General features: G+C 67.4%; 25 protein-coding genes. 14 read left to right on the top strand and 11 right to left on the bottom strand.

Annotation, left to right across the window (positions count from 1 at the left end; translation table 11 throughout):
* Positions 1–18 precede the first annotated feature (18 nt).
* On the top strand, positions 19–912 hold the full coding sequence (locus EBN1_RS10935; protein ID WP_011238016.1) for a 2-hydroxy-3-oxopropionate reductase: 894 nt from the start codon (positions 19–21) through the stop codon (positions 910–912).
* Entirely contained in the window at positions 912–1,784 is an 873-nt protein-coding gene (locus EBN1_RS10940) for an NAD(P)-dependent oxidoreductase (protein WP_041646212.1), read from the top strand. Before EBN1_RS10935 ends, EBN1_RS10940 begins: the two co-directional genes overlap by 1 nt.
* Before the next feature lie 141 nt (positions 1,785–1,925).
* On the opposite strand, the gene EBN1_RS10945 is transcribed toward EBN1_RS10940, so the two are convergent.
* Together EBN1_RS10945 and mtnA are read right to left on the bottom strand one after the other, a co-directional pair.
* On the bottom strand, positions 1,926–2,600 hold the full coding sequence (locus EBN1_RS10945) for a class II aldolase/adducin family protein (protein WP_011238018.1): 675 nt from the start codon (positions 2,598–2,600) through the stop codon (positions 1,926–1,928).
* Positions 2,597–3,685 carry an S-methyl-5-thioribose-1-phosphate isomerase gene (gene mtnA, locus EBN1_RS10950; RefSeq protein WP_011238019.1) on the bottom strand — a complete coding sequence of 363 codons (1,089 nt, stop codon included), beginning with the start codon at positions 3,683–3,685 and terminating at the stop codon, positions 2,597–2,599. The genes EBN1_RS10945 and mtnA overlap by 4 nt, the downstream gene beginning before the upstream one ends.
* 127 nt (positions 3,686–3,812) lie before the next feature.
* Between mtnA and EBN1_RS10955 the strand changes: the two genes are divergently transcribed.
* The 5 genes from EBN1_RS10955 to EBN1_RS10975 all read left to right on the top strand — a co-directional run bounded on the left by EBN1_RS10955 (position 3,813) and on the right by EBN1_RS10975 (position 9,113).
* Entirely contained in the window at positions 3,813–4,970 is a 1,158-nt protein-coding gene (locus EBN1_RS10955; RefSeq protein WP_011238020.1) for a pyridoxal phosphate-dependent aminotransferase, read from the top strand.
* Positions 4,971–5,020: 50 nt separating this feature from the next.
* Entirely contained in the window at positions 5,021–5,266 is a 246-nt protein-coding gene (locus tag EBN1_RS10960) for a PP0621 family protein (protein WP_041646214.1), read from the top strand.
* Positions 5,267–5,281: 15 nt separating this feature from the next.
* On the top strand, positions 5,282–6,850 hold the full coding sequence (locus EBN1_RS10965; protein ID WP_011238022.1) for a sensor histidine kinase: 1,569 nt from the start codon (positions 5,282–5,284) through the stop codon (positions 6,848–6,850).
* Positions 6,847–8,217 carry a sigma-54-dependent transcriptional regulator gene (locus EBN1_RS10970; protein ID WP_011238023.1) on the top strand — a complete coding sequence of 457 codons (1,371 nt, stop codon included), beginning with the start codon at positions 6,847–6,849 and terminating at the stop codon, positions 8,215–8,217. The genes EBN1_RS10965 and EBN1_RS10970 overlap by 4 nt, the downstream gene beginning before the upstream one ends.
* 86 nt (positions 8,218–8,303) lie before the next feature.
* On the top strand, positions 8,304–9,113 hold the full coding sequence (locus EBN1_RS10975; protein WP_011238024.1) for a DUF3014 domain-containing protein: 810 nt from the start codon (positions 8,304–8,306) through the stop codon (positions 9,111–9,113).
* Between the two features lie 6 nt (positions 9,114–9,119).
* Here the strand turns inward: EBN1_RS10975 and EBN1_RS10980 are convergent, their stop codons facing one another.
* The 3 genes from EBN1_RS10980 to EBN1_RS10990 form a co-directional block, all read right to left on the bottom strand.
* On the bottom strand, positions 9,120–9,506 hold the full coding sequence (locus tag EBN1_RS10980) for a type II toxin-antitoxin system VapC family toxin (protein ID WP_041646217.1): 387 nt from the start codon (positions 9,504–9,506) through the stop codon (positions 9,120–9,122).
* Positions 9,503–9,736 carry a type II toxin-antitoxin system Phd/YefM family antitoxin gene (locus EBN1_RS10985; protein ID WP_041646219.1) on the bottom strand — a complete coding sequence of 78 codons (234 nt, stop codon included), beginning with the start codon at positions 9,734–9,736 and terminating at the stop codon, positions 9,503–9,505. Before EBN1_RS10985 ends, EBN1_RS10980 begins: the two co-directional genes overlap by 4 nt.
* A gap of 175 nt (positions 9,737–9,911) precedes the next feature.
* Entirely contained in the window at positions 9,912–10,346 is a 435-nt protein-coding gene (locus EBN1_RS10990; protein WP_011238026.1) for a pilin, read from the bottom strand.
* A 494-nt stretch (positions 10,347–10,840) separates the two neighbouring features.
* On the opposite strand from EBN1_RS10990, the gene EBN1_RS10995 reads away from it, so the two are divergent.
* The 4 genes from EBN1_RS10995 to EBN1_RS11010 are packed head-to-tail and all read left to right on the top strand — an operon-like array spanning position 10,841 to position 12,364.
* Positions 10,841–11,125 (top strand): nucleotidyltransferase family protein, encoded by a 285-nt coding sequence (locus tag EBN1_RS10995; RefSeq protein WP_041646225.1) that lies wholly within the window; start codon positions 10,841–10,843, stop codon positions 11,123–11,125.
* A 9-nt stretch (positions 11,126–11,134) separates the two neighbouring features.
* Complete coding sequence (locus tag EBN1_RS11000) at positions 11,135–11,503, top strand: HepT-like ribonuclease domain-containing protein (protein ID WP_011238028.1); 369 nt, start codon at positions 11,135–11,137, stop codon at positions 11,501–11,503.
* Between the two features lie 19 nt (positions 11,504–11,522).
* Entirely contained in the window at positions 11,523–11,888 is a 366-nt protein-coding gene (locus tag EBN1_RS11005; protein ID WP_197531810.1) for a nucleotidyltransferase family protein, read from the top strand.
* Between the two features lie 44 nt (positions 11,889–11,932).
* Entirely contained in the window at positions 11,933–12,364 is a 432-nt protein-coding gene (locus EBN1_RS11010) for a hypothetical protein (RefSeq protein WP_197531811.1), read from the top strand.
* A gap of 57 nt (positions 12,365–12,421) precedes the next feature.
* Here EBN1_RS11010 and EBN1_RS11015 read toward each other — a convergent pair whose 3' ends face one another.
* Positions 12,422–13,630, bottom strand: coding sequence for an MFS transporter (locus tag EBN1_RS11015; RefSeq protein WP_011238030.1), 1,209 nt, complete (start codon positions 13,628–13,630; stop codon positions 12,422–12,424).
* Between the two features lie 18 nt (positions 13,631–13,648).
* On the bottom strand, positions 13,649–14,056 hold the full coding sequence (locus EBN1_RS11020) for a MarR family winged helix-turn-helix transcriptional regulator (protein WP_041646230.1): 408 nt from the start codon (positions 14,054–14,056) through the stop codon (positions 13,649–13,651).
* Positions 14,057–14,271: 215 nt separating this feature from the next.
* Here EBN1_RS11020 and ampD point away from each other — a divergent pair, with 215 nt between their 5' ends.
* Complete coding sequence (gene ampD / locus EBN1_RS11025; protein WP_011238032.1) at positions 14,272–14,937, top strand: 1,6-anhydro-N-acetylmuramyl-L-alanine amidase AmpD; 666 nt, start codon at positions 14,272–14,274, stop codon at positions 14,935–14,937.
* A 4-nt stretch (positions 14,938–14,941) separates the two neighbouring features.
* Here ampD and EBN1_RS11030 read toward each other — a convergent pair whose 3' ends face one another.
* The 4 genes from EBN1_RS11030 to EBN1_RS11045 all read right to left on the bottom strand — a co-directional run bounded on the left by EBN1_RS11030 (position 14,942) and on the right by EBN1_RS11045 (position 18,258).
* On the bottom strand, positions 14,942–15,298 hold the full coding sequence (locus tag EBN1_RS11030) for a hypothetical protein (protein WP_011238033.1): 357 nt from the start codon (positions 15,296–15,298) through the stop codon (positions 14,942–14,944).
* Positions 15,299–15,422: 124 nt separating this feature from the next.
* Positions 15,423–16,067: a LutC/YkgG family protein gene (locus tag EBN1_RS11035; protein ID WP_011238034.1), complete on the bottom strand. Its 645-nt coding sequence runs from the start codon at positions 16,065–16,067 to the stop codon at positions 15,423–15,425.
* On the bottom strand, positions 16,064–17,470 hold the full coding sequence (locus EBN1_RS11040) for a LutB/LldF family L-lactate oxidation iron-sulfur protein (RefSeq protein ID WP_011238035.1): 1,407 nt from the start codon (positions 17,468–17,470) through the stop codon (positions 16,064–16,066). Before EBN1_RS11040 ends, EBN1_RS11035 begins: the two co-directional genes overlap by 4 nt.
* Complete coding sequence (locus EBN1_RS11045) at positions 17,470–18,258, bottom strand: (Fe-S)-binding protein (RefSeq protein WP_011238036.1); 789 nt, start codon at positions 18,256–18,258, stop codon at positions 17,470–17,472. Before EBN1_RS11045 ends, EBN1_RS11040 begins: the two co-directional genes overlap by 1 nt.
* Positions 18,259–18,585: 327 nt before the next feature.
* Between EBN1_RS11045 and EBN1_RS11050 the strand changes: the two genes are divergently transcribed.
* Together EBN1_RS11050 and EBN1_RS11055 are read left to right on the top strand one after the other, a co-directional pair.
* Positions 18,586–19,590 carry an efflux RND transporter periplasmic adaptor subunit gene (locus EBN1_RS11050; protein ID WP_011238038.1) on the top strand — a complete coding sequence of 335 codons (1,005 nt, stop codon included), beginning with the start codon at positions 18,586–18,588 and terminating at the stop codon, positions 19,588–19,590.
* The gene (locus tag EBN1_RS11055) at positions 19,587–22,730 is read left to right on the top strand and encodes an efflux RND transporter permease subunit (RefSeq protein WP_011238039.1); all 3,144 of its coding nucleotides are present in this window, start codon (positions 19,587–19,589) and stop codon (positions 22,728–22,730) included. The genes EBN1_RS11050 and EBN1_RS11055 overlap by 4 nt, the downstream gene beginning before the upstream one ends.
* The last annotated feature ends 27 nt before the right edge of the window (positions 22,731–22,757 follow it).

The raw sequence follows: 22,757 nt of genomic DNA on the forward strand, positions 1-22,757 counted from the left end.
AGCCAGGAGCACAAGAGAATGGAAGTCGGATTTATCGGACTCGGCCTGATGGGCCGTCCCATGGCGCTGAACCTGATCCGCGCCGGTCACCGCGTGCACGTCTGGAGCCGGCGCCGCGAATCGATGCAGCCGCTGCTCGACGCCGGCGCGGGCGACTGCGCGAGCGCGGCCGGCGTGGCGTCGCGCGCCGAAATCGTCATCAGCATCGTCGCCGACGCACCCGACGTCGAAGAGGTCGCGCTCGGTCCGCAGGGCGTCGCCGATGGGGCGCGGCGCGGCCTCGTGTTCGTCGACATGAGCACGATCGCGCCCGGCGCGGCGCAGGCGATCGCGGCGCGGCTCGCCGAGCGCGGCATCGCGATGCTCGACGCGCCGGTGTCCGGCGGCGAAGTCGGCGCGGTTGGCGCGACGCTGACGATCATGGTCGGCGGCGACGCCGCGGCGTTCGAGCGGGTGAAGCCGCTGTTCGACGCGATGGGTCGCACGGTGTCGCTGATCGGCGCCGTCGGCGCCGGGCAGGTCGCGAAAGCGTGCAACCAGATTCTCACTGGTGTCGGCGTCGCGGCCGTCGCCGAAGCGATGAACTTCGCGCACAAGAGCGGCGTCGATGCGGCGAAAGTGCGCGAAGCGCTGCTCGGCGGCTTCGCCTATTCGCGCATCCTCGAAAACCACGGCCAGCGGATGCTGGAGCGCAACTTCAAGCCGGGCTTCAAGGCGTGGATGCACCAGAAGGACATGCGCATCGTCATGGAAGAGGCGCACCGCCTCGGCCTCGCGCTGCCGTCGGCGGCAGCGACTGCGCAGATGTTCAACGCGATGGTCGGCAGCGGGCTCGGCGACGACGATTCGGTGGCGATGCTGAAGCTCCTCGAACACATGAGCGGCGGCGAGAGCGGGCGGGAGGGCGAATGATGGATGTGGGTTTCGTCGGCCTCGGCGTCATGGGCCTGCCGATGGCGCGGCACCTGCAGCAGGCCGGCCACCGCCTGCACCTGTGGGCGCGACGGCCGCAGAGCGTCGCGCCGTTCGCGGGCAGCGATGCAGTCGTGCACGACAGTCCGGCTGCGCTCGCCGCGGCGACCGAGGTCGCGTTCACCGTCGTCACCGCAAGCGCGGACGTCGAGCAGCTCGCGCTCGGCGCGGAAGGCTTGATCCACGGCGCACGGCCCGGCTGGGTGCATGTCGACATGAGCACGATCGCTCCGGCCAGCGCGCGTCGCATCGCGGCAGCTTTAGAGGCGCGCGGCGCAGCGATGCTCGATGCCCCGGTATCCGGCGGCGCGCAGGGGGCACAGGACGCGACGCTCGCGATCATGGTCGGCGGCAGTGCCGACGTGCTCGAACGGCTGAGTCCGCTGCTCGCGTGCCTCGGGCGGACTATTGTGCATGTCGGCGGCAGCGGCGCCGGGCAGGTCGCGAAAGCGTGCAACCAGATGATCATGGTCGCCGCGATCGAAGCCTGCGCCGAAGCGATGCATCTGGCGAACGCGCACGGCGTCGATGTCGCGGCAGTTCGCAGCGCGCTGCTCGGCGGTTCGGCGGCGTCCCGGGTGCTGGAAGTGATGGGCGAGCGGATGGTGCGGCGAGACTTCGCCGCCGGCATCGAATCGCGGCTGCATCACAAGGATTTCGGCATCCTCATGGGCGAAGCGGCAAGGCTCGGTGCGCCGCTGCCGATCGCTGCGCAGGTGTGGCAGCAGTTGAACGCGCTGATGGCGGGCGGTGGCGCGCGGGACGACACGTCCGCGCTCCTGCGGGTGCTCGAAGCGACCTCGCGAGCGTGACGTGAGGGTGACGGCGACTTCGGCGCAGCGACCGTAGATACAAGGGCGGATGGGCCGCAGGCGTTATCCGCCGTGCCCGTGCCCGCGCCCGTTGGCGGAAGGCGCTGCGCTTTTGGCTGCGCCGAAACTTCGTTTCCCGCCCTACGGCTGCTGTTCCGCGGGCCTGCCGTACCAGCGGAAGCGCTCGACGACTTCTTGCATCTCTTCGTTCGACAGCAGCACCGGTTCGCCGAGCTGCCGCGTGCGCCAGTATTGCTCGCACAGGCTCTCGAACTCGAGCGCGAGCGCGAGCGCGTTGGCGAGGTTGCGGCCGAACACGAGCATGCCGTGGTTCGCCATCAGGCACGCGCTGCGTCCTTCCATCGCCACCGAGATGTTGTCCGACAGCGCCTGCGTGCCGAACGTCGCATACGCGGCGCAGCGCACGGTAGGGCCGCCGAAGCGCGCGATCATGTAGTGGAACGGCGGGATCTCGAGCCGCTGGCACGCCAGCGCGGTCGCGAACGGCGCGTGTGCGTGGATGATCGCGCCGGCTTCAGGTCGCAGCGCGTAGAGGTCATGGTGCAGCCGCCATTCGCTCGACGGCGCGAGCCGCCCGGTCGGCGTGCCGTCGGCGGCCCCGGCCACCATGGCGACCATGTCGTCGGCACCGCATGATTCGGGCGCAAGCCCGCTCGGCGTGATCAGCATGCCGCCGCGCGTGCGCACGCTCGCATTGCCCGAGCTGCCGGTGTTCAGGCGCGCCGCACTCGTCGCCAGCGCGGTCGCGAGGAGCTCGGCGCGCAGGTCCGCGCCCTGGGTGTCCGGCGGGCTCATGGTGCCTCCGGGAACAGGTCGCGCAGCCGGCCCGGGTGGCTCGCTCCACGCTCGGTGATGATGCTCGTGATCAGGCGGGCAGGCGTCACGTCGAACGCCGGGTTCGCGGCGCCGGTGGTGTCCGGCACGAGCGCGACGTTCTGCACGCTGCCGTCGGCGGCAACGCCCTGCACGCTGCGCACTTCGGCCGGGCCCCGGTCTTCGATCGGGATCGCGGTGCCGTCCGGGCAGGCGAAGTCGATCGTCGACAGCGGCGCGGCGATGTGGAACGGCACGCCGTGTTCGCGCGCTGCGAGCGCTTTCAGGTACGTCCCGACCTTGTTCGCCGAGTCGCCGTTCGCCGCGACGCGGTCGGCGCCGGTGATCACGAGGTCGACTTCGCCGCGCGCGAGCAGAATTCCTGCGGCGTTGTCCGCGATCACGCTGTGCGGCACGCCCGCCTCGCGCAGTTCCCACGCGGTCAGCAGCCCCTGGTTGCGCGGGCGCGTTTCGCTGACCCACACATGCACGGCGATGCCAAGAGCATGGGCCGCGTAGACCGGCGCGAGCGCGGTGCCGGCGCCGCAGGTCGCGAGCCAGCCGGCGTTGCAGTGGGTCATGACGCGCACAAGCCCGTTGCGCCGCGCGACGACGGCTTCGAGCAGCGCGACGCCGTGGGCGCCGATCGCGGCACAGGTCTCGGCGTCGCCGGCGCGGATCGTCTCGGCTTCGGCCCACGCCGCGTCGAGCCGCGCCGAAGCGGGCAGCGGGCGCAGCCGCGCCTCCATGCGCCCGAGCGCCCAGTGCAGGTTGACGGCGGTCGGGCGCGTCGCGGCGAGCGTCTTCAGCGCGATGTCGAGCTGCGCGTCGCTCGTGTCGCTGCCCAGCGCGATCGCGACGCCGAACGCCGCAGTCGCGCCGATCAGCGGCGCGCCGCGCACTTCCATCGACTGAATCGCGGTGGCGACCGCGGCGAGCGTGGCCAACCGGCGCTGTTCGGTGCGAAACGGCAGCCGCGTCTGGTCGAGGACCACGATCGCGTCACCGTCGCGAGCCAGCGTCGGCACGGGTTGAGTGAAAATCGGATGGGTAGGCATGAGGCGCATTTTAACGCTTCGCGACGGCAGCGCCGTGCACGGGCTGCCGCGTTGACCCGGTATTGGGCCCCTCATTGGTCGTTCTCGCGCCATCTGCCAGAATGCGGCGGTCCAGTTCTCGCGCGCGCCGCCTGCCATGCCCACTTTCCCCGCCCGCATCGACTCCCGCCTGCCGCAGGTCGGCACGACGATCTTCACGGTGATGTCCCGTCTCGCGCAGGAATGCGGCGCGATCAACCTGTCGCAGGGCTTCCCCGACTTCAACGCCGACGACGTGCTGTTCGAGCGCGTCGCGCACTGGATGCGGGCCGGATTCAACCAGTACGCGCCGCTTGCGGGCGTGGCGCCGCTGCGGGAAGCGATCGCGCACAAGGTCGCGGCACTGTATGGCACTGCGTACGATGCCGAAACCGAGATCACGGTCACTGCGGGGGCGACGCAGGCGCTTTTCACCGCGGTCGCGGCGCTCGTGCATCCGGGTGACGAAGTCATCGTGTTCGAGCCGGTGTACGACTCGTACGCGCCGGCGATCGAACTGCAGGGCGGACGCGTCGTGCGGCTGCAGCTGGCCGCCCCGGACTACCGGCCCGACTGGGACGCGGTCGCGGCCGCGATCACGCCACGCACGCGCATGATCATGATCAACAGCCCGCACAACCCGACCGCGACGGTGTGGTCGGCCGACGACCTGGCGCACCTTGCGGCGCTGACGCGCGGCACCGGCATCGTCATCGTGTCCGACGAAGTCTATGAGCACATCGTCTTCGACGGCACGCGGCACGAGAGTTGCGCGCGCGACGCCGAACTCGCGGCGCGCAGCGTCATCGTGTCCAGCTTCGGCAAGACGTATCACATCACCGGCTGGAAAGTCGGCTACGTCGTCGCGCCGCGCGAGCTGATGGCCGAGTTCCGCAAGGTGCACCAGTTCAACGTGTTCACGGTCAACACGCCGGTGCAGCTCGCGCTCGCCGATTACATGGCGGACGCGTCGCGACACGAAGGGCTCGCCGCGTTCTACCAGGCCAAGCGCGATTTCTTCCGCACCGCGCTCGGCGGCTCGCGCTTCGAACTGCTGCCGTCGGCCGGCACGTATTTCCAGCTCGCCCGTTATCGCGCGATCTGCGACGAGCCCGACACCGCTTTCGTCGAACGCCTGACGCGCGACAGCGGCGTCGCCGCGATTCCGGTCTCCGCGTTCTTCGCCGACGGTCGCGACGAGCGCGTGATCCGCTTCTGTTTCGCCAAGAACGAGGCGACGCTCGCCGCAGCCTGCGAGCGGCTGTGCCGGGTGTAGCGCGGGCTGCGTGCTAAACTCGCCGCGCTTCGTTCCTGATAGATCCGCTCGTGCGAAACCTGCTCATCTTCATTCTCGTCCTCGTCGTCATCTGGTGGGTGCGCCGCGCGTTGAGCAAGCCCCGTGGAGGCGATGCGCGTGCGGGCGGCGGCCGGCGGGGCGGACCGAAGAACGCGCCCGAACCGATGCTCGCGTGCGACCAGTGCGGCGTGCATGTGCCGGAGAGCGAAGGCGTGCACGACGACAACGGGTTTTTCTGCTGCGAGGAACACCGGCGCCTCGGCGTGCGGCGCTGACGGCGCGTGCGCCCGATGGCTGTGGCGGCATTCCCCGATCCGGACCTGGACCCGTCGCGCTGGGTTCCGCTGCGCTACCTGAACTTTTTCCGGCTCGTCATCGCCGGGCTGTTCCTCGTCGCCGGCAGCGAGCTGCAGCTCGGTCATGAAGCGCCGAAAGTCCTCGTCGCGGTCGCGTTCGCCTATATCGCCGCCGTCCTGACGCTGGGGTTCCCGGACGCTGCGCGGCGCATCGGCCTCGATCGGCTGATCATGCTGCAGGTCGTCATCGACATCGCCGTGCTCGCGACGATCATGTGGGCGAGCGGCGGCTACCGCAGCGGCATCCCGGTGCTGATGATGGTGATCCTCGCCGGCGCCGGGCTGGTCGCGCAGGGGCGCGCGGTGCTGTTCTTTGCGTCGCTCGCGACCGTCGTCGTGCTCGCCGAGAACAGCTGGCGGTTTTTCAGCGGACGCTCCTCGGCGGATTTCCTGCAGGTCGGTTTCGTCTGCATCGGCTTCTTCGGCATCGCGATCGTCGCGCGCCTGCTCGCGCTGCGCGCGAAAGCCAACGAGTCGCTCGCGACGCTGCGCGGCGTAGCGCTGGCGAAGCAGCAGGCCGTCAATGAACGCATCATCCGCGACATGCAGGACGGCGTATTGGTGCTCGGCGCCGACGGCCGGGTGCGCCAGGCCAACCCGAGCGCCGCGCTGCTGCTCGGCGTCGATTCGCTCGAAGGCCGGCTGCTCGCCGAACTCGACGAGAGCTTTTCCGATTTCCGCGTCCGCTGCGCGAGCGCAGACGGCGCGCTGCAGCGGATGCGCGCGTCCGGCAAGTTGCTGCGCTGCCGCGCCGTCGGCGCCGGGGAAGATGGCGAAGGCGGCGGAGGCGAAGGCGCCACGCTGGTCTATCTGACCGATTTCGAAGAGATCCTGCAGCGCATGCAGCAGATGAAGCTCGCCGCGCTGGGGCGCCTGACGGCGAGCATGGCGCACGAGATCCGCAACCCGCTGTCCGCGGTGATGCAGGCGGCCGAGCTGCTGACCGAGGAAAAGCGCGCCGACGTCCAGGTCCGGCTGGTGCGCATCATCAACGACAATGCGCGACGCATCGAGCGCATGGTGCGCGACGTGCTGGCGCTCGGCCGGCGCGAGGAAGCGCTGCCCGAGGCGCTCATCCTCGCGCCTTTCGTCGCCTCGCTGATCGAGGAATCGACACTCGGCGGCGCGGCGGGACGGGACGTTTTCCGCGTCGAAATCCCGGCGCGCGCGACGCTCGGCATCGACCGCGCGCATCTGCACCAGATCCTCGACAACCTCGTCGCGAACGCGCGGCGCTATTGCTCCGGCAAGCCCGGCTCGGTACGCGTGTTCGCTGTCGATGCGGGCGGGCGCACGGCGCTCCACGTGCTCGACGACGGGCCCGGTATCGACGCCGCCGAGCGGCTGCGCGTCTTCGAACCTTTCTTCACGACCCATCCGAAAGGCACCGGCCTCGGGCTTTATATCGCGCGCGAACTCGCCGAAGCGAACGGCGCGACGCTCGAGCTCGCGGACAACGCCCCCGGCGCCCACTTCGTGCTCACTGGACGTACCCAGCCATGAACCACCCCGAACGACGCCAACGCCCCCGCATCGACGTCCTCGTCGTCGACGACGAGGAAGACATCCGCGAAGTGCTCGAGCTGTCGCTGATGCGCATGGGCCTCGGATGCGACACTGTCGGCACGATCGCCGATGCGTGCCGGCTGCTCGGCGACCGGGCTTATCGGCTGTGCCTCACGGACATGCGCCTGCCCGATGGCGACGGCATCGAGCTCGTTGCCCACATCCAGACCCAGCAGCCAGGCCTGCCGGTCGCGGTCGTCACCGCCTACGGCAGCATCGAAACCGCGATCCGCGCGCTCAAGGCCGGCGCTTTCGACTTCGTCACGAAGCCTGTTGAGCTGAAGGCGCTGCGCGAACTCGTCAGTCACGCTCTCCGGCTTGCGCAGCCGGCCAGGGTCGCCCCTGCCGTCGCGAGCGGCCGCAGCCTGATCGGGTGCTCCGCGGCGCTCGCGCAGTTGCGCGTGCAGGTCGAAAAGCTCGCGCGCAACCAGGCGCCGGTGTTTATCCACGGGGAATCCGGCACTGGCAAGGAAGTCACCGCGCGCCTGATCCACGAGCTCGGCCCGCGCGCCGCCGGCCCGTTCGTGCCGGTCAACTGCGGCGCGATCTCGCCGGAGCTGATGGAAAGCGAGTTCTTCGGCCACCGCAAAGGCAGCTTCACCGGCGCGGTGTCGGACAAGGATGGCCTGTTCCAGGCGGCGCGCGGCGGCACGCTGTTTCTCGACGAAGTAGCCGACCTGCCGCTGGCGATGCAGGTGAAGCTGCTGCGCGCGATCCAGGAACGCGCAGTGCGCCCGGTCGGCGCGCACGCCGAGGAGTCGGTCGATGTGCGCATCCTGTCGGCGTCGCACCGCGACCTCGCGCAGCTCGTCGCTGCAGGCAAGTTTCGCCAGGACCTGTACTTCCGCATCAACGTCATCACGCTGCGTGTGCCGCCGCTGCGCGAACGCCCCGAAGACATCCCGGAGCTTGCCGCGCACATCCTCGCCCGGCTCGCCGAGCGCGAAGGCGGTGCGCCTCGTCGCCTGAGCGCAGGCGCCGCAGCCGAACTCCAGCAGCACGCTTTTCCGGGCAACGTGCGCGAGCTCGAAAATCTTCTCGAACGCGCGTGCGCGCTGTGCGACGGCGACGAGATCGGCGTCGACGACGTCAGGCTGTACCCGACGACAGGCATCGGCGAGCCGCTGCGCTTCGACTTCGGCGATCACTCCGACGACGAGCGCGACGGCGACGGCGACGACGAGCGCCTGCGCGTGCTGCGCATGCTCGACGACACCCGTTGGAACCGTTCTGAAGCCGCGCGCCGGCTCGGCATGACGCTGCGCCAGCTGCGCTACCGGCTGCAGAAGTGGGGGATGGAGTAACGGAAAACGGGCGTACGGAACACGTATGGAACGGATTCGCCGGCGCCGGATCACACCCCACGTCCAGGCAACGACAGGGGGATTCCATGAACGCATCGAAAAGCTGGGGACTTGCCGCAGTGGTCGCGCTGGCCGCCGTGGCCGGATATTTCGCCCTGCGGGGAACGGCTCCGCAGCCCGATCCGCAGGTCGGGGTCGAAGAGCCGTCCGCGCCCGCACCGATCACCGCCGAGCCGTCGGTCCAATACCCGATCGAAGCTGTCATCGACCCCGCCGCCGAAGTGCCCGATGCCGGGCCGCTGCCGGCGCTGGACGAAAGCGATGCCGTCGTCAGCGCCTCGCTCGACGCACTTCTCGCCGCAGGCGCCCGACCGGACCTGCTGCTGCTTCAGGACGTCATCCGCCGCGTCGTCGTCACCGTCGATAACCTGCCCCGCGAGCGCTTCGCGCGGCGCCTGTCGCCGGTCAAATCCGTCGAAGGCAGACTGCTCGTCAGCGGCGACGGCGACGATCGGGTGATCAGTGAAGACAACCGGGCACGCTACGCCCCGTATGTCTCGCTCGTCGAAGCCGTCGACATCCGCTATCTCACGGCGCTCTACGCGCGCTTCTATCCGCTTTTCCAGCAGGCGTACCAGGAACTCGGCTATCCGCAGGGGTACTTCAACGACCGCCTCGTCGCAGTCCTCGACCACCTGCTCGCGACGCCCGAACCCGCCGGGCCGCTGCGCGTCGTCCAGCCGAAAGTCCTCTACCAGTTTGCCGACCCCGAACTCGAACGGCTGTCGGCCGGGCAGAAGATCCTGGTGCGCATGGGGCCGGACAATGCGGCGCGGGTCAAGGCGCGGCTGCGGGAATTGCGGCGGCGGGTTGCGGGGGGAGTGAGTGCGCCGTGAAGTTCGTTACCAGAGCGTCGCAGTGCCGAACAAGGCGAAAGCCGGGTCGCAGGTTATCAGCGGCACGGACTCCAACTCGCTCTGTGCCGCGAGCATCCGGTCGAACGGGTCGCGGTGTTCGACCGGGTAACTGCCCGCCTTGAGGGCGTGAAAATGACACACGGGTAGATGCTGGAATCCGTCGGCCGCAACCAGTTCGTCGAAACGGCGGACCGCGTCGGCCGCTTCGTTCAACTTGCCGAGGCGATGTTTGGTAGCGATTTCCCATGCGCTCGCTGCGCTGACGAGGACCGCGTTCGCGTCGTCCGCGATCGCCTCGCGTGCAATCGGCGACAGTCGCGGGTCGTCGGTGAACCACCACAGCAGAGCGTGGGTATCGAGCAGATATCTCATCGCCCTTCCCACGCGTCGAGTTCGCTGTCGGGCAGCGGCTCGAAGAATTCGTCCCCGATGCGTCCCGCGAGGCGTCCCGGCCGGCGGGCCGAAGTTGCCGGAGCCAAGGGCATTAGTCGCGCATACGGCTTTCCCGCCTTGGCCAGGATGATTTCCTGCCCTGCATGGGCCTGTTCGAGCAATCGGGAAAAGTGCGTCTTGGCTTCATGGACGTTGACCACAACCGGCATCGGGCACTCCGTTTAATGGTTGAGCTATGAGACTAAGTCTAGAACGAAAACGTGGTCAGGCCAAGTTTCCCGGGGGCTTCGAGAGAGAGGCGGAAAACGAAGAAGACCGCCGGAGCGGTCTTCTTCGATGTTGCCAGGTCAGGAAATCGAGTCTTACCCCTTTTTTCTGACTTTTTTAACGGCAGCTTGCGGGGAGATACTTAGCGGGCGCATCGGTTGTAGCACAAACCCATGCCACTCCCTGAGCGCTACCGGTGCCAGTCATCTTGAACTTCTTCCCATTCAGATCCGTGGTTATGCCGGATGTAAGCGTGACTTCGATTACTCCTACTGTATCGCTCGTCTTCGTATACGCAACGCCATTTACATAACTGCCCAGTGCTCCGGTATTGATACCGGCAGCGGTCGCGTCGGCTGGCATTACAGCTTCCGAGATGTAGTATTCGGAAACCGACGTTTTCGCGGCCGCCAAAGCACCGACAGCTTCCGTAACCTTTGCTCGAGCCGTATAGTCGGTGTACGCTGGAATCGCCACCGCAGCCAGAATACCGATGATCGCGACGACAATCATCAGTTCGATCAGCGTGAAACCCTGTTGAACCTTCTTCATGATGTTCCCCTTTAACCAGCGGAAAGCCCGCTTGGCAGGGGTAACGCAATGGCCGTGCCAGAAAACCTGAGGCCGGAATTACAGGGGCATGCCTCCGAAAAACCGCTCCGGAGCGTCAAGGTGTGACGAGAGGACGTGCCGGATTGTCAAAAAATGACAAAAACAAGAATCGCGACGGAAACCGGGGGGACGGACCACAACTTGGAAGCGATCCATGTCCGGCCCGTGCTCCCTGTCCTCCGCGCGGCGCAACCGGCACCTATAATTTCCAGCATGCGACTCACCGACACTCAAGCGACGACGATTCGGCAATTGACTGCGGAACTGGCCGGCCCATCTGCCAGCGGCCACCTTTTCGGCTCGCGGCTCGACGACGGAGCGGGGGGGGGGAGCGCGCGGGCGGTGAAAACGGGAGAGGCAGGCACGGCGAATTCACTGCTAGACTTTCCTTGGTGTCATTTCTGCTTCCACGAACCGAGCAATACGAGCTGATCATGCATCCTGTCATCGAAACCCACCGCGAGGAGCTTCGCGCGCTTGCACGACGCTACGGCGTACGTTCGATCAAGGTCTTCGGCTCGATGGCCCGGGACGAAGCGGATGTGGAAAGCGATGTCGATCTGCTGGTAGAGACGACACCGGATATCTCGGGATTCACGCTCGGAGCGCTCCTCATGGATGCGCAGGACCTTCTCGGGAGGCGGGTCGATATCGTGACTCCGGCGTCACTCCACCCGGCGATCCGCGCTCGCGTGTTGCGCGAGGCACGGGCGATTTGAGGCCGCATCTTGAAACCCGGCCCTGACGCCGACCGGGTTTATCTGGCGCATATGCTCGAGTGCATTGCCCGGATCGACGAGTATGTCGAGGGCGACGAGGGCAAGTTCCGGTCTTCCCGCCTCATCCAGGATGCCGTCATCCGTAACCTCCAGACGCTGGCGGAATCGAGTCAGCGACTCAGCGAGGTCATAAAGGCTGGGGAATCCCAGGTGCCGTGGCGCGCAATCTCGGGGTTCCGGAACATCCTCGTGCATGACTATCTTGGCGTCGATGTCGATAGCGTCTGGCAGGTCGTGAAGCGGGAATTGCCACCATTACAGGCTGCGCTTGCCCGGATGCGGGGCGAGAAACAGGGGACGACAGTAGGACAGAAATAGGGGACGGACTGACCACAGTTTGGAAGCGATCCGTATCCTGCTCCTTGTCCCCCGCGCGGCGCAACCGGCACCTATAATTCCCACCATGCGACTCACCGACACTCAAGCCGCTGCGATTCGGCAATTGACTGCGGAACTGGCCGGGCCGTCTGCCAGCGTCCGCCTTTTCGGCTCGCGGCTCGACGATGCAGCGCGGGGGGGCGACGTTGACCTTTTTCTCGAAGTACCGACGCCGGTCGATGAACCGGCATTGCTCGCTGCAAGGCTCGCCGCCCGCGTGTCCCGGGCGCTGGACGATCGCCGCGTCGACGTGCTGATCGGCGCGCCGAACCTCGCTCGTTTGCCGATCCATGAACTCGCGTCGAAAACGGGGCAGAGGTTATGACGATCGATGCTGGGCGTTTGCTTCGACTGCAGTTCCTCGTCCGCGTGGTGCGCCGCGAATGTGCCCATCTCGCGACGACCGACCGTCGTCTTTTTGATCAGCCATTCACGCCGGACCGCGCACGGCAGCTCGCGACCGATCCGGACCTTGCGGAACGGGTGGATGCTTTCGTAGGACGCTTTGCCCGGCTTCAGGACACGCTCGGCGACAAGTTGCTGCCGCAGATTCTTGCCGCCCTCGAAGAAAAGCCGGGCGCCGCGATCGATAACCTGGATCGCGCGGAGCGTTTGGGTTTTATCGAGTCTACCAACGAATGGATCAGCATTCGAAAGCTCAGGAACCAGATGGTCCACGAGTACGTAGAGGACATGCTCGTCCTGTCGGACGCATTGCAGTCCGGCCACCGGTTCGTTCCGGTGTTGATCGGCGCAGCCGACGCGATGGACGTTGAAGCGCAGCGTCGCGGGTGGGTCTGATTGCGGAAAGTCAGAGGGTGAGCGATCGGCGACCTTGCGCGTGTCGACGCGTTTCCGTCACTCCGATTTCGCCGACGCAGCCAGCGCGTCGCGGGCACGCAACCGGGCCACGTGCCGGCCATGCAGCAGATAAAACACGGGCATGCCCAGGACGGCGAGCGCTGCCATGCTGCCGTACAGGCTGCGGTAGCCTATTTCCGAGATCGCCAGGCCAAGGAGGTACGGGCCGAAGCCCAGACTCGCATCCATCGAAATATAGAAAGTCGATGTCGCCAGACCCATGCGCTGCGGCGCGACCACTTTGACGGCGACGGCATAGAGTGCGGATTGCAGGTTGCCGAACCCGATGCCGATCAATACCGCCGCCACCAGCAACCCCATGCCGGTCTGGACATTGGCGAGCACGACCAGGCCGAGAGCGAGGAGCAGGCAGGACGGGAACACCACCATGTTCGAGCCTTTCCGGTCCAGCAGCCGTCCCGTCAGGGGGCGCGACAAAAGCACCACTGCCGAATACACGATGAAGAAGAAACTCGCCGCGGTGACGAGATTCAGCTCGACGGCGTACCCATTGATGAAGGCCAGCACGCTCGCATAGCACAGGCCGTACAGGAAGGTGACGACGGAGATCGGAACCGCGCGGGCCTCGACCAGATTGGCCAACGAGAACTGGAATCCCCTGAGGCCTGCATGCGATGCCCCTTCCGGCACCTGCGCCCACATCGCCGCAAGCAGCCCGAGGATCGCGACGGCGATGCAAGCGGCGAATATCCAGTTGAAGTTCGTGTGCTGCAGCAGCCACACTCCGAGGAACGGACCGATTGCCGCAGACAGCGTCGTGCTGAGGCTGTAGTAACTGATGCCCTCCGCCCTGCGGTCGCGGGGGATGATATGGGCCACAGCAGTGCCGGCGGCCGTGCTGGCCACGCCGAGCGCGAGGCCGTGCACGAAACGCACGGCAATCAGCGTGGCTATGGAATCGCTGAGGAAATACAGGCCGCTGGTGATCGTGAAGGCGATCATGCCGATGACCATCGTTTTCTTCCGGCCCAATGCGTCGACGAACTGGCCGATGATCAGCCGCCCGAGCAAGGTGCCGATGACGAAAATCCCGGCGACCAGTCCTGCCTGGCTGAGCGAGGAACCGTATTCCTGCATCGCATGCGCGCCGATCACGACGATCAGCATGTAAAACACCAGGGCCAGAAAAAAATTGACCGCAAAAACGATCACGAAGTCGCGGGTCCAGAGTTTTGTCGGTTGCATGATGAGCCCGGGGGAACGCTATTTGATGTTGCCGAGCAACTGCTGGAAGACCGTCACTGTCTGTTCCAGCTGCTCGGTGGCGATGCCGGCGGTGACACGTTGCTCCAGCGCCGTGATCTGCTGGCGGCACTCCGAGTAGATGCGCTGCCCTTCGGCAGTCAGGGCAATCGATTTCTCGCGACGGTCATTGCCGGGCGCACTCGTCAGATACCCCAGCTCCTCCAGACGCTGCACGCGACGGGTGATGCCGGGCTTTTCGATGCCGTAATAAGCGGAAATTTCCACGAGTGAAGCCTGCTTGTGCTCGTGCAGATAGAACATCACCTGCCACAGTGAATGGGACAAGTCATACGGATGGAGCAGCTGGTTCAGGGCCTGGATCACGGGCCGGTACAGCGACAGGTAGTATCTGAAAAAGCCCTGCATGGCGCAGATGGTTGCCTTGAATAATAGTAAACTAAGGCAACTATATTGGAGCGGCAATTCTGCTGTCAATTGCCCGGCGCGGGCGGCACGCTTTCGCTCTTTTGAAACTCGAGGGGCGACGGAGAGGGCAGAGGTCGGATAATGAAAACAGGTTCTGCACGTTTTGCAGGGAAAACTTGGGGAGCGGGAACGCATCCCCGTGAAGGTCGGGAACCATGACGTCGAGTACTGAAGCCGGGCGCCCCGAGGTGCCGGACGAGCGCGGGGCGCGAGATGCGCTGCCGGTTTTCGCCGACGGCTGGCTCACCGGTACCGAGCGCTGCGTGTCGCCGAATTTCGACCGGCGGCCCGAAGGCTGCGGCGTATCGCTCGTCGTCGTGCATGCGATCAGCCTGCCGCCGGACGAGTTCGGCGGGCCAGGAGTTTGGCAGCTGTTCACGAACGCGCTCGACCCGGCGGCGCATCCGTATTACGCGACGATCCGCGCCCTGCGCGTGTCGGCGCATTTCTTCATCGCGCGCGACGGGCGGCTGATGCAGTTCGTGTCGGCGGACAGGCGCGCGTGGCACGCCGGGGCGTCGAACTGGCGCGGGCGCAAGCGGTGCAACGATTTTTCGCTCGGCATCGAGCTCGAAGGCTGCGACACGCTGCCGTTCGAGGCGGCGCAGTACGAGCGGCTCGCGGCTCTCGTGCGCACGCTCTGTGCGCATTACCCGATCGAGGAGGTCGTCGGACATTCGGACATCGCGCCGGGGCGCAAGACCGATCCGGGGCCGTTTTTCGATTGGGAGCGATTGGGCGCACTGCTCGCCGGGCCGGGGGCAGTTGCCGTCCGCGGGACGCAACCGCCGCGACCGGCGGCAGGTGCCGAGACTGGCTGAGCGCTCAGCGGATCGGGATGACGATCGGCGGGATGCTGACGCCGATGACTACAGCGGGGTCGCGCGAATACACCGGTGCCGGCGGCACGTAGTACGACGGACGCTCGCGCTCGTAGTAGCGGTATTCGCGCACGACCGGACGGCGCTCGACGATGCGTTCGCGGATCACGACACGCTCGTGGTCGTGCTTCCAGTGCTTCTTGTAGTGACCGTGGCGGTGGCCGCGGTCGTGGTCGCGCCATTCGCGGTCATGGTCACGCCATTCGCGGTGGTCGCCGCGGTCGGCGTAGGCCGGTAACGCGGTGAGCATTGCGCCGCCGGCGACGAGTGCGGCGAGCAGTTTGAGCGTGTGCGATTTCATGGCTGTCTCCTTGTTGGGCCGGATACGAGCAGCCGGCGCGTGTCGCACCGGGATCCTCTTGCCAATTAAACGCGAGCCGCAGACGAAAGGTTGGCGTGGAGTTGTAAGTGAATATGGGTATGGCTCAGCCGACGAGGATCACATGCACGCGGCGCGGGCCGTGCGCGCCGAGCTGGATCGTCTGCTCGACGTCGGCGGTGCGCGACGGGCCGGAGATGAGGTTCGTCGCGCGCGGCATGCCTTGCGGGCGGGCGCGCAGCTCGGTCCAGGCGTCCTCGAAGTGGTCGACGATGCGAGCGGTTTCGAGCACGACGACGTGGTCGTCGGGGACGAAGTTGTGCGTCGTCGGGCTGTCCGGACCCGACGCGAGCATCAGGCTGCCGGTCTCGGCGATGCCGCACAACGCGGGTGACACCGCGAGCGCCTCGGTGATGCCGGCTGCTTCATGATGGATCAGCCAGCCCTCGGGCCACGCGAGATCCTTCAGCGCGGCGCCCACTGCGGCGCGCTGCGGCAGGCGGTGCGCGAGCCGGTAGGCTTCGACCGCGGCGGGAACCGCGTCGCGGGAGGCGACGTGCTCGACCGTGCCGGCGCGGCTTTCGAACTTGCGCATGAAGCGCGCGACGAGGTCTTCGTCGTGCGCCGGGCGGGTGTGCCGCGGCACGCGTGCGTCGAGCGCGGCGACCTGCGTGGCGTCGAGCGGACCGCGCCGCAGCGCGTCGCGGACGGATTGGAGGATGGCCGCTCTTGCGTTCTCTCTTGCGTTCATTTCTGGCCTCGCTTTCCTTGCCACAGTTCGAGAAAAGTGCGTCCGGGCGGCGCCGGCAGGTCGCGCGAGTCGGTCCAGCCGCCCGCGAGCGGCAGGCGGCGGATGCGGCCGCGGCGACTGAGGGCCGACAGCGCGCGCGCGGCGACCTGCTCGATCGCGTGGTACAGCTTCGGCCGCGTCGCGACCCAGCGCCAGACATTGAGCGCGCGCTTCTGCATCACCGGCGTGATGTTCTGTTGGTGCTGCAGGTGGCGCAGCTCGCGCAGCAGTTCCGGCAGCGGGATCTTGACCGGGCACACCGACTGGCAGCGGCCGTTCAGCGTGCAGGCGTTCGGCAGGTCGTACGCGGCGTCGAGGCCCTTGATCAGCGGCGTCAGCACCGAGCCCATCGGCCCCGGGTAGACCCAGCCGTACGCGTGACCGCCCACCGCGCCATAGACCGGGCAGTGGTTCATGCACGCGCCGCAGCGGATGCAGCGCAGCATGTCGCGGAAGCGCCCGGCGAGCATCTTCGAGCGGCCGTTGTCGACCAGCACGACGTGGTATTCCTCGGGCCCGTCGAGGTCGTCGGCGCGGCGTGGGCCGGTCGAGATCGTCGTATAGGTCTCGGTCTCCTGGCCGGTCGCGCTGCGCGCGAGGAGGCGCAGGAACAGCGTCGCGTCGTCCAACGTCGGCACCACGCGCTCGATGCCGGAGGTGACGATATGCACTTTCGCCAGCGTCTGCGTCAGGTCGCCGTTGCCTTCGTTGGTGACGATGATCGACGAGCCGGTCTCGGCGACGAGGAAGTTGCCGCCGGTGATGCCGACGTCGGCGCGGAAGTATTTGTCGCGCAGCACGCGGCGCGCCTCGTCGACGAGCTCGGGGATCTGCGTCTTGCGCGGGCCGCCGTGCGCCGCCTCGAAGAGGTCCGACACCTGGTCCTTCGTCTTGTGCACCGCCGGCGCGATGATGTGCGACGGCGGCTCGTGCGCGAGCTGGATGATGTATTCGCCCAGATCGGTCTCGACGACTTCCATGCCGTTGTCGATCAGTGCGTCGTTGAGGTCGATTTCCTCGGACACCATCGACTTGCCTTTCGTGACCGTCCTGGCGCCGACCCGCTTGCAGATGCCGAGGATGATTTCGCGCGCCTCGGCCGCGTCGCGCGCCCAGTGCACGCGCCCGCCGGCGGCCGTGACCGCCTGCTCGTAGCGCTCGAGATAATGGTCGAGATTGTCGAGGACATGGTTCTTGAGGCTCTTCGCCTCCTCGCGCAGCTGCTCGAATTCCGGCAGCTCGGCGACCTGCAGCGCGCGCTTGCCGACGAAGCCGTAGCGCGCGCGCCCGAGCGCGGTCTGCAGGTTCGCGTCGTGGATCGCGAAGACCGAGCGTTCCTTGAATTCGTTCGAACGGATCTGCATCAGCGCGACTCCTTCGGTGCGTCGGCGAGACCTGGCCCGTCGGCGAAGCCGGCGAGCACTTCGGCGGCGTGGAACACCTTGACCGGAGCGTGGATGCGCTTCAGCCGCCCGGCGATGTTCATCAGGCAGCCCAGATCGCCGCCGAGCAGCGTGTCGGCGCCGGTGGCGAGGATGTTGCGCACTTTGTCATCGACCATTTTCTCGGAAATTTCCGGGTATTTGACGCAGAACGTGCCGCCGAAGCCGCAGCACACTTCGGCGTCTTCCATCTCCCTGAGCTTGAGCCCGTCGACGTCGCCGAGCAACGCGCGCGGCTGGCCCTTGATGCCGAGCCCGCGCAGGCCCGAACACGAGTCGTGGTAAGTCGCGGTGCCCGCGTAGCGCGCATCGAGCGTGACTGCGGCGCCGCGCACGTCGGCGAGGAACGACAGCAGCTCGAAGCTCTTCCCCGACAGCGCTTCGGCGCGCGGCAGCCACTGCGGGTCGTCGGCGAAGAGCGCCGGGTAGTCGTGGCGGATCGTCGCCATGCACGAGCCGGACGGCCCGACGACGTAGTCGAAATGCTCGAATGCCTCGATGACCTGCCGCGCCAGCGCACGCGCCGCATCGTAGTCGCCGCTGTTGTAGCCGGGCTGGCCGCAGCACGTCTGGCTCGCCGGCACCTCGACGCTGCATCCCGCGTCTTCGAGCAGCTTGACCGCGGAAAAACCGACGTTCGGGCGGAACAGGTTCATCAGACACGTGGCGAACAGTCCGACGCGGGGCCCGGCAGTAGGCGATGAGGTCATGAAGCGGTCTCCGGTTCTTGTTCTGGGCAGGTGAGCGATGAGGGCAGAGCGATGTTAGCAAGCGCTGCCGCGATGCAGGGCGAGGGATTTTCAGGCCGGCGATGAGCGCGTTTCATGCCAGCGTCAGCATAGCAGAGGCCCAGGGCGGCGACGGGCCACCGGCCGGGCGCGTTTCCGCCGGCCGTGGCACACTGCGCCGGTCGCGCCGGCCGGATCGTCCCCACTGGACGATTGTCGGCGGGGCGATGACAATCCCGCTGCGCGCTCGCACGTCCGGCGTCCGCCGTGGTTGCTGCGCGCGTTCACTGAACGAGAAGATAATCCCGCATGAAGCGTCTCCTGTGCCTTGTCTTGATATTGTCGGCGCTGTTGCCCCGCTTTGCGGCGGCCGTCGAATGGTCGGCCCGCCCGTTGTCCGAAGTCGCGGTGTATCCCGAATTCCGCGCCTCGGCGCACGTGGTGGCGGTCGATGAGGCGCGCATCGCCGCCGAAGTCTCCGGCCGCATCGAGAGCCTGCCGAAGCGCGTCGGGCAGGCGGTCGCGAAAGGCGCGGAGCTCGCGCGCATCGACGACGCCGCGTACCGCATCGAGGTGGAGCGCGCCGCGGCGCAGAGCCGGCTGATCGGCGATCGTGTCAAGCTCGCCGAGGCGCAGCTCGACCAGGCTCGCGCGCTCGCCAACCAGGGCTTCATCAGCGCGGATGCGCTCAGGATCCGGGAAACCGAACTCGCAGTGCTGAAAAGCGAACTCGCCGCGACGCGCCAGGGGGTCGAGGCGGCGCGCCTGCAGTTCGCGCGCACGACGATCCGCGCGCCCTTCGCCGGCATCGTGCGCGAGCGCATCGCGAGCGTCGGCGACCTCGCCGTGCCCGGCACGCCGCTACTGGTGCTGTCGGCGACCGACAACATCGAGCTGCGGGCGCGCGTGCCGACGGCGCAGATCGGCAGCCTGCGCGCGGCCGGCAAGTGGGAGCTCGCGGCCGGCGGCGCGACGCACCCACTGCGCCTGCTGCGCGTGTCGCCGGTCGTCGAGCCGGGCGGGCAGGCCCAGGAGGCGGTGTTCTCGTCGAACGCAGCGCTCGCGCCGGGGCTCGCCGGCGAGGTGCGCTGGCGCAGCCAGGTGCCGCATCTGCCGCCGGCCTTCCTGCAGCAACGCGCTGATGGGCTCGGCGCCTACGTCGAGCGTGACGGCAAGCCGGTGTTCGTTGCGCTGCCCGACGCCGAGGCAGGGCGGCCGGCGGCCGTCGACTGGCCGGCCGATACTGCGGTGATCGACGAGGGGCGCTTTGCGATCGGCCTGAGCGCCAACGGCGCGGCAGGAAACGGCAAATGAGCGGCTGGTACCGGCGGCTGATCGACAATCACCCGCTCGCGAACATCGCGTTCGCCTTGGTGCTGCTCGGCGGCATCACGACCTACCTGACGATGCCGCGCGCGCAGGACCCGGAGATCAATTTCAACTGGGTCAACATCATCACGACCTTGCCGGGAGCCTCCGCCGAGGATATCGAGCGCGAACTCACCGGTCCGCTCGAAGACGCGATCAAGCAGGTCAAGGACATCAAGTTCGTGTCGTCGTCGAGCCGCGAGGGTGTGTCATCGCTGCTGGTGCGTTTCGAGGAGATCGGCGAGCAGGAGTTCGACAAGCGCGTGAACGACCTGCGCCGCGAGGTGCAGAACAAGGCCGAGGCCGAACTGCCAGCGGAGGCGACCGAGCCGGTGATCGTCGAGATCACGACGTCGAATGGCTTCCCGACGGCGATACTGGTGCTCTACGGCGCCGGCGGCGGCGAGACGCTGCGCAGCGCGGCGTTCGGCATCAAGAAGGATCTGGAACGGCTCGCCGACGTCGATCAGGTTATCGCGGTCGGTTTCGATGAGCCGGAGCTGCACGTCGACTTCGACCCGGATCGCGTCGCTGCGGCGGGCCTGTCGCCGGTGCAGGTGTCGGACAGCGTCGCGGCGTGGTTCCGCAACACGCTCGGCGGGCGCATGCGGGTGCAGGACCGCGAGTGGCTGGTGCGCCTCGAAGGCAAGACGCCGGACCCGGAAGTGCTCGCGCAGGCGGCGGTCGTGACGCCCGATGGGCGGGTCGCGCTCGGCGAAGTCGCGCGGGTCGCGCGCGGCCACGAGCGCACCGGCCAGCTCGTCAGCTACAACGGCCAGCCGGCGGTGATGATGTCGATCACGAAGCAGGCCGGCAGCAACACGCTCGAGCTCGTCGACCGGTTGAAGCGCTTTGCCGCCGAGCGCAATCCGCTGTTGCTCGGCGAAGGCGTGCAGCTGGTGATGGTCGACGACCAGACGCACATGACGCGCGACGCGATCGGCGTCATGGAGTCGAACGCGCTGTTCGGCCTGGTGCTGGTGCTCGGCCTGTGCTGGCTGTTCCTCGGCCCGCGGCTCGCGCTGCTGGTCGGGCTCGGCGTGCCGTTCGCGCTCGCCGGCACGTTCCTGCTCGTCGATCTGATCGGCTCGACGCTGAACCTCACGGTGCTGCTCGGCGTCGTCATTGCGCTTGGCATGCTCGTCGACGACGCGGTGGTGATCGTCGAGGCGATCTATTACCGGCTGCAGCGCGGTGACCCGGCGGAGGTCGCCATCGTCGAAGGGGTGCGCGAAGTGGCGCTGCCGGTGATCTCGTCGGTGCTGACGACGATCGCCGCGTTCCTGCCGCTGATGCTGCTGCCGGGCATCCTCGGCAAGTTCATGTTCCTCGTGCCGTTCGTGGTCACCGCGGGCCTGGCGGTCAGTCTCGTCGAGGCGTTCTGGATGATCCCCGCGCACATCCTCGCGCTGCGCCCGGACTTCATGCAGCGCCGCAGCCGCATGCAGGCGCGGCGCGAGTACTTCACGCACTGGCTGCGCGTAAAGTACTCGCGCCTGCTCGTGCGCGTTTTCCGTCGGCCGAAAACCGCGCTCGCGGCGCTGGCGCTGGTGATGGCCGGCGCGGTCGGGGCGCTGGCGGGAGGGCTCGTGAAGATCCAGTTTTTCGCCTTCGACCCGGTGCGCCTGTTCTATGTCAGTTTGGACATGCCGGCTGGGGTCACGCTGCAGCGCACGCTGGCCGAGGCCGAGCGGGCGGCGCAGGTCGTGCAGCAGACGCTCGACCCGGCCGAGGTGCGTTCGGTGACCGCGTATGCGGGTATCAAGTTCACCGACACCGAACCGCTGTACGGCGACCAGTATGGCCAGGTGATCGTGTCGCTGAATCCGCGCCGGGGCGAACTGCGCAACACCGCCGAGGTGATCGCCGCGGTGCGCGAGCCGGTGCTGGCGCTGCAGGGCGAAGGGAAGTTCTCGTTCCTCGAGCTGAAGGGAGGGCCGCCGACGGCGCGGCCGATCAGCGTCAAGGTCAAGGCCGACAACTACGAGGAATTGCGCGCCGCCGCCGACGCGCTGTTCGCCGAAGTCGCGAAGATCCCCGGCGTGAAGGACCTCACCGACGACGACGTGGCGGGCCGCGCCGAACTGCGGCTGGTGTTGAACCGCGAGAAGCTTGCGCGGGCCGGCGTCGCGCCGGGCGAAGTCGCGCGCCTGCTGCGCCTGTATGGCGAAGGCGAGATGGTCGCGACGACGCGCGACGAGGGCGAGAAAGTCGAAGTCGTCGTGCGCGCGCGCCCCGAGACGCTGACCGATGTCGGGGAACTGTTGCAGCGGCCGGTGCCGCTGCCACGCGACGCAGGGGATGTGCGGCGCAGCGTGCAGCTCGGTTCGCTCGTCGACGCGGAAACGCGCATCTCGAAGGGCTACATACGGCACTATCAGCTGACGCGCGCGATCACGATCGAGGCCGGCCTCGACCAGGACGAGATCGATACGCTGACGGCGAACAACCGGTTGAAGGCGGCCTGGGCCGAGCTGCAGCCGCGCTTCCCGAACGTCGAGCTCGATTTCTCGGGCGAACTCGACGACATCCAGGAAAGCCTGGACTCGATGGCAGCGCTGTTCTCGCTGGGCGTCGGCCTGATCTACCTGATCCTCGCGACGCAGTTCCGTAGCTATTGGCAGCCGCTGATGGTCCTCGTCACCGTGCCGCTCGCGTTCACCGGCGTGCTGCTCGGCCTTCTCGTATCGGGCAACCCGCTGTCGCTGTACACGATGTACGGCGTCATCGCGCTCGCCGGCATCGCGGTGAACTCCGCGATCGTGCTGATCGACGCGGCGAACGAGCGGCGCGTGGCCGGCATGACGGTGCAGCACGCGGCCATTTATGCGGCGAGGCGGCGCGTGGTGCCGATCCTGATCACGTCGACGACGACCATCGCCGGCCTGTTCTCGCTCGCCATCGGCCTCGGCGGCAAGTCGCTGATGTGGGGGCCGGTCGCGGCGAGCATCGTGTGGGGGCTCGGGTTCTCGACCTTGCTGACCTTGTTCGCGATCCCGCTGATCTACCGCCTGGCGATGGGACGGTTGCGGCGGGACCACGGCGTTCCCGTCGCCCGCCTCGCGCCGCCCCGCTCGCCGCGCTGAGCGAGCGGGGCGGCACTTGCCGGAGGA

It is taken from the genome of Aromatoleum aromaticum EbN1 (assembly GCF_000025965.1).
Lineage (GTDB): Bacteria > Pseudomonadota > Gammaproteobacteria > Burkholderiales > Rhodocyclaceae > Aromatoleum > Aromatoleum aromaticum.

Excerpts from the sequence above, each read along its gene's own strand:
- EBN1_RS11015 (WP_011238030.1), bottom strand. The coding sequence starts at position 13,630 with ATGCAACCGACAAAACTCTGGACCCGCGACTTCGTGATCGTTTTTGCG.
- EBN1_RS11055 (WP_011238039.1), top strand. The coding sequence starts at position 19,587 with ATGAGCGGCTGGTACCGGCGGCTGATCGACAATCACCCGCTCGCGAAC.
- ampD (WP_011238032.1), top strand. The coding sequence starts at position 14,272 with ATGACGTCGAGTACTGAAGCCGGGCGCCCCGAGGTGCCGGACGAGCGC.
- EBN1_RS11020 (WP_041646230.1), bottom strand. The coding sequence starts at position 14,056 with ATGCAGGGCTTTTTCAGATACTACCTGTCGCTGTACCGGCCCGTGATC.
- EBN1_RS11045 (WP_011238036.1), bottom strand. The coding sequence starts at position 18,258 with ATGACCTCATCGCCTACTGCCGGGCCCCGCGTCGGACTGTTCGCCACG.
- EBN1_RS10995 (WP_041646225.1), top strand. The coding sequence starts at position 10,841 with ATGCATCCTGTCATCGAAACCCACCGCGAGGAGCTTCGCGCGCTTGCA.
- EBN1_RS10970 (WP_011238023.1), top strand. The coding sequence starts at position 6,847 with ATGAACCACCCCGAACGACGCCAACGCCCCCGCATCGACGTCCTCGTC.
- EBN1_RS11040 (WP_011238035.1), bottom strand. The coding sequence starts at position 17,470 with ATGCAGATCCGTTCGAACGAATTCAAGGAACGCTCGGTCTTCGCGATC.
- mtnA (WP_011238019.1), bottom strand. The coding sequence starts at position 3,685 with ATGCGCCTCATGCCTACCCATCCGATTTTCACTCAACCCGTGCCGACG.
- EBN1_RS10940 (WP_041646212.1), top strand. The coding sequence starts at position 912 with ATGGATGTGGGTTTCGTCGGCCTCGGCGTCATGGGCCTGCCGATGGCG.
- EBN1_RS10980 (WP_041646217.1), bottom strand. The coding sequence starts at position 9,506 with ATGAGATATCTGCTCGATACCCACGCTCTGCTGTGGTGGTTCACCGAC.
- EBN1_RS10985 (WP_041646219.1), bottom strand. The coding sequence starts at position 9,736 with ATGCCGGTTGTGGTCAACGTCCATGAAGCCAAGACGCACTTTTCCCGA.
- EBN1_RS10935 (WP_011238016.1), top strand. The coding sequence starts at position 19 with ATGGAAGTCGGATTTATCGGACTCGGCCTGATGGGCCGTCCCATGGCG.
- EBN1_RS10975 (WP_011238024.1), top strand. The coding sequence starts at position 8,304 with ATGAACGCATCGAAAAGCTGGGGACTTGCCGCAGTGGTCGCGCTGGCC.
- EBN1_RS11035 (WP_011238034.1), bottom strand. The coding sequence starts at position 16,067 with ATGAACGCAAGAGAGAACGCAAGAGCGGCCATCCTCCAATCCGTCCGC.
- EBN1_RS10990 (WP_011238026.1), bottom strand. The coding sequence starts at position 10,346 with ATGAAGAAGGTTCAACAGGGTTTCACGCTGATCGAACTGATGATTGTC.
- EBN1_RS11050 (WP_011238038.1), top strand. The coding sequence starts at position 18,586 with ATGAAGCGTCTCCTGTGCCTTGTCTTGATATTGTCGGCGCTGTTGCCC.
- EBN1_RS11030 (WP_011238033.1), bottom strand. The coding sequence starts at position 15,298 with ATGAAATCGCACACGCTCAAACTGCTCGCCGCACTCGTCGCCGGCGGC.
- EBN1_RS10945 (WP_011238018.1), bottom strand. The coding sequence starts at position 2,600 with ATGAGCCCGCCGGACACCCAGGGCGCGGACCTGCGCGCCGAGCTCCTC.
- EBN1_RS10965 (WP_011238022.1), top strand. The coding sequence starts at position 5,282 with ATGGCTGTGGCGGCATTCCCCGATCCGGACCTGGACCCGTCGCGCTGG.
- EBN1_RS10955 (WP_011238020.1), top strand. The coding sequence starts at position 3,813 with ATGCCCACTTTCCCCGCCCGCATCGACTCCCGCCTGCCGCAGGTCGGC.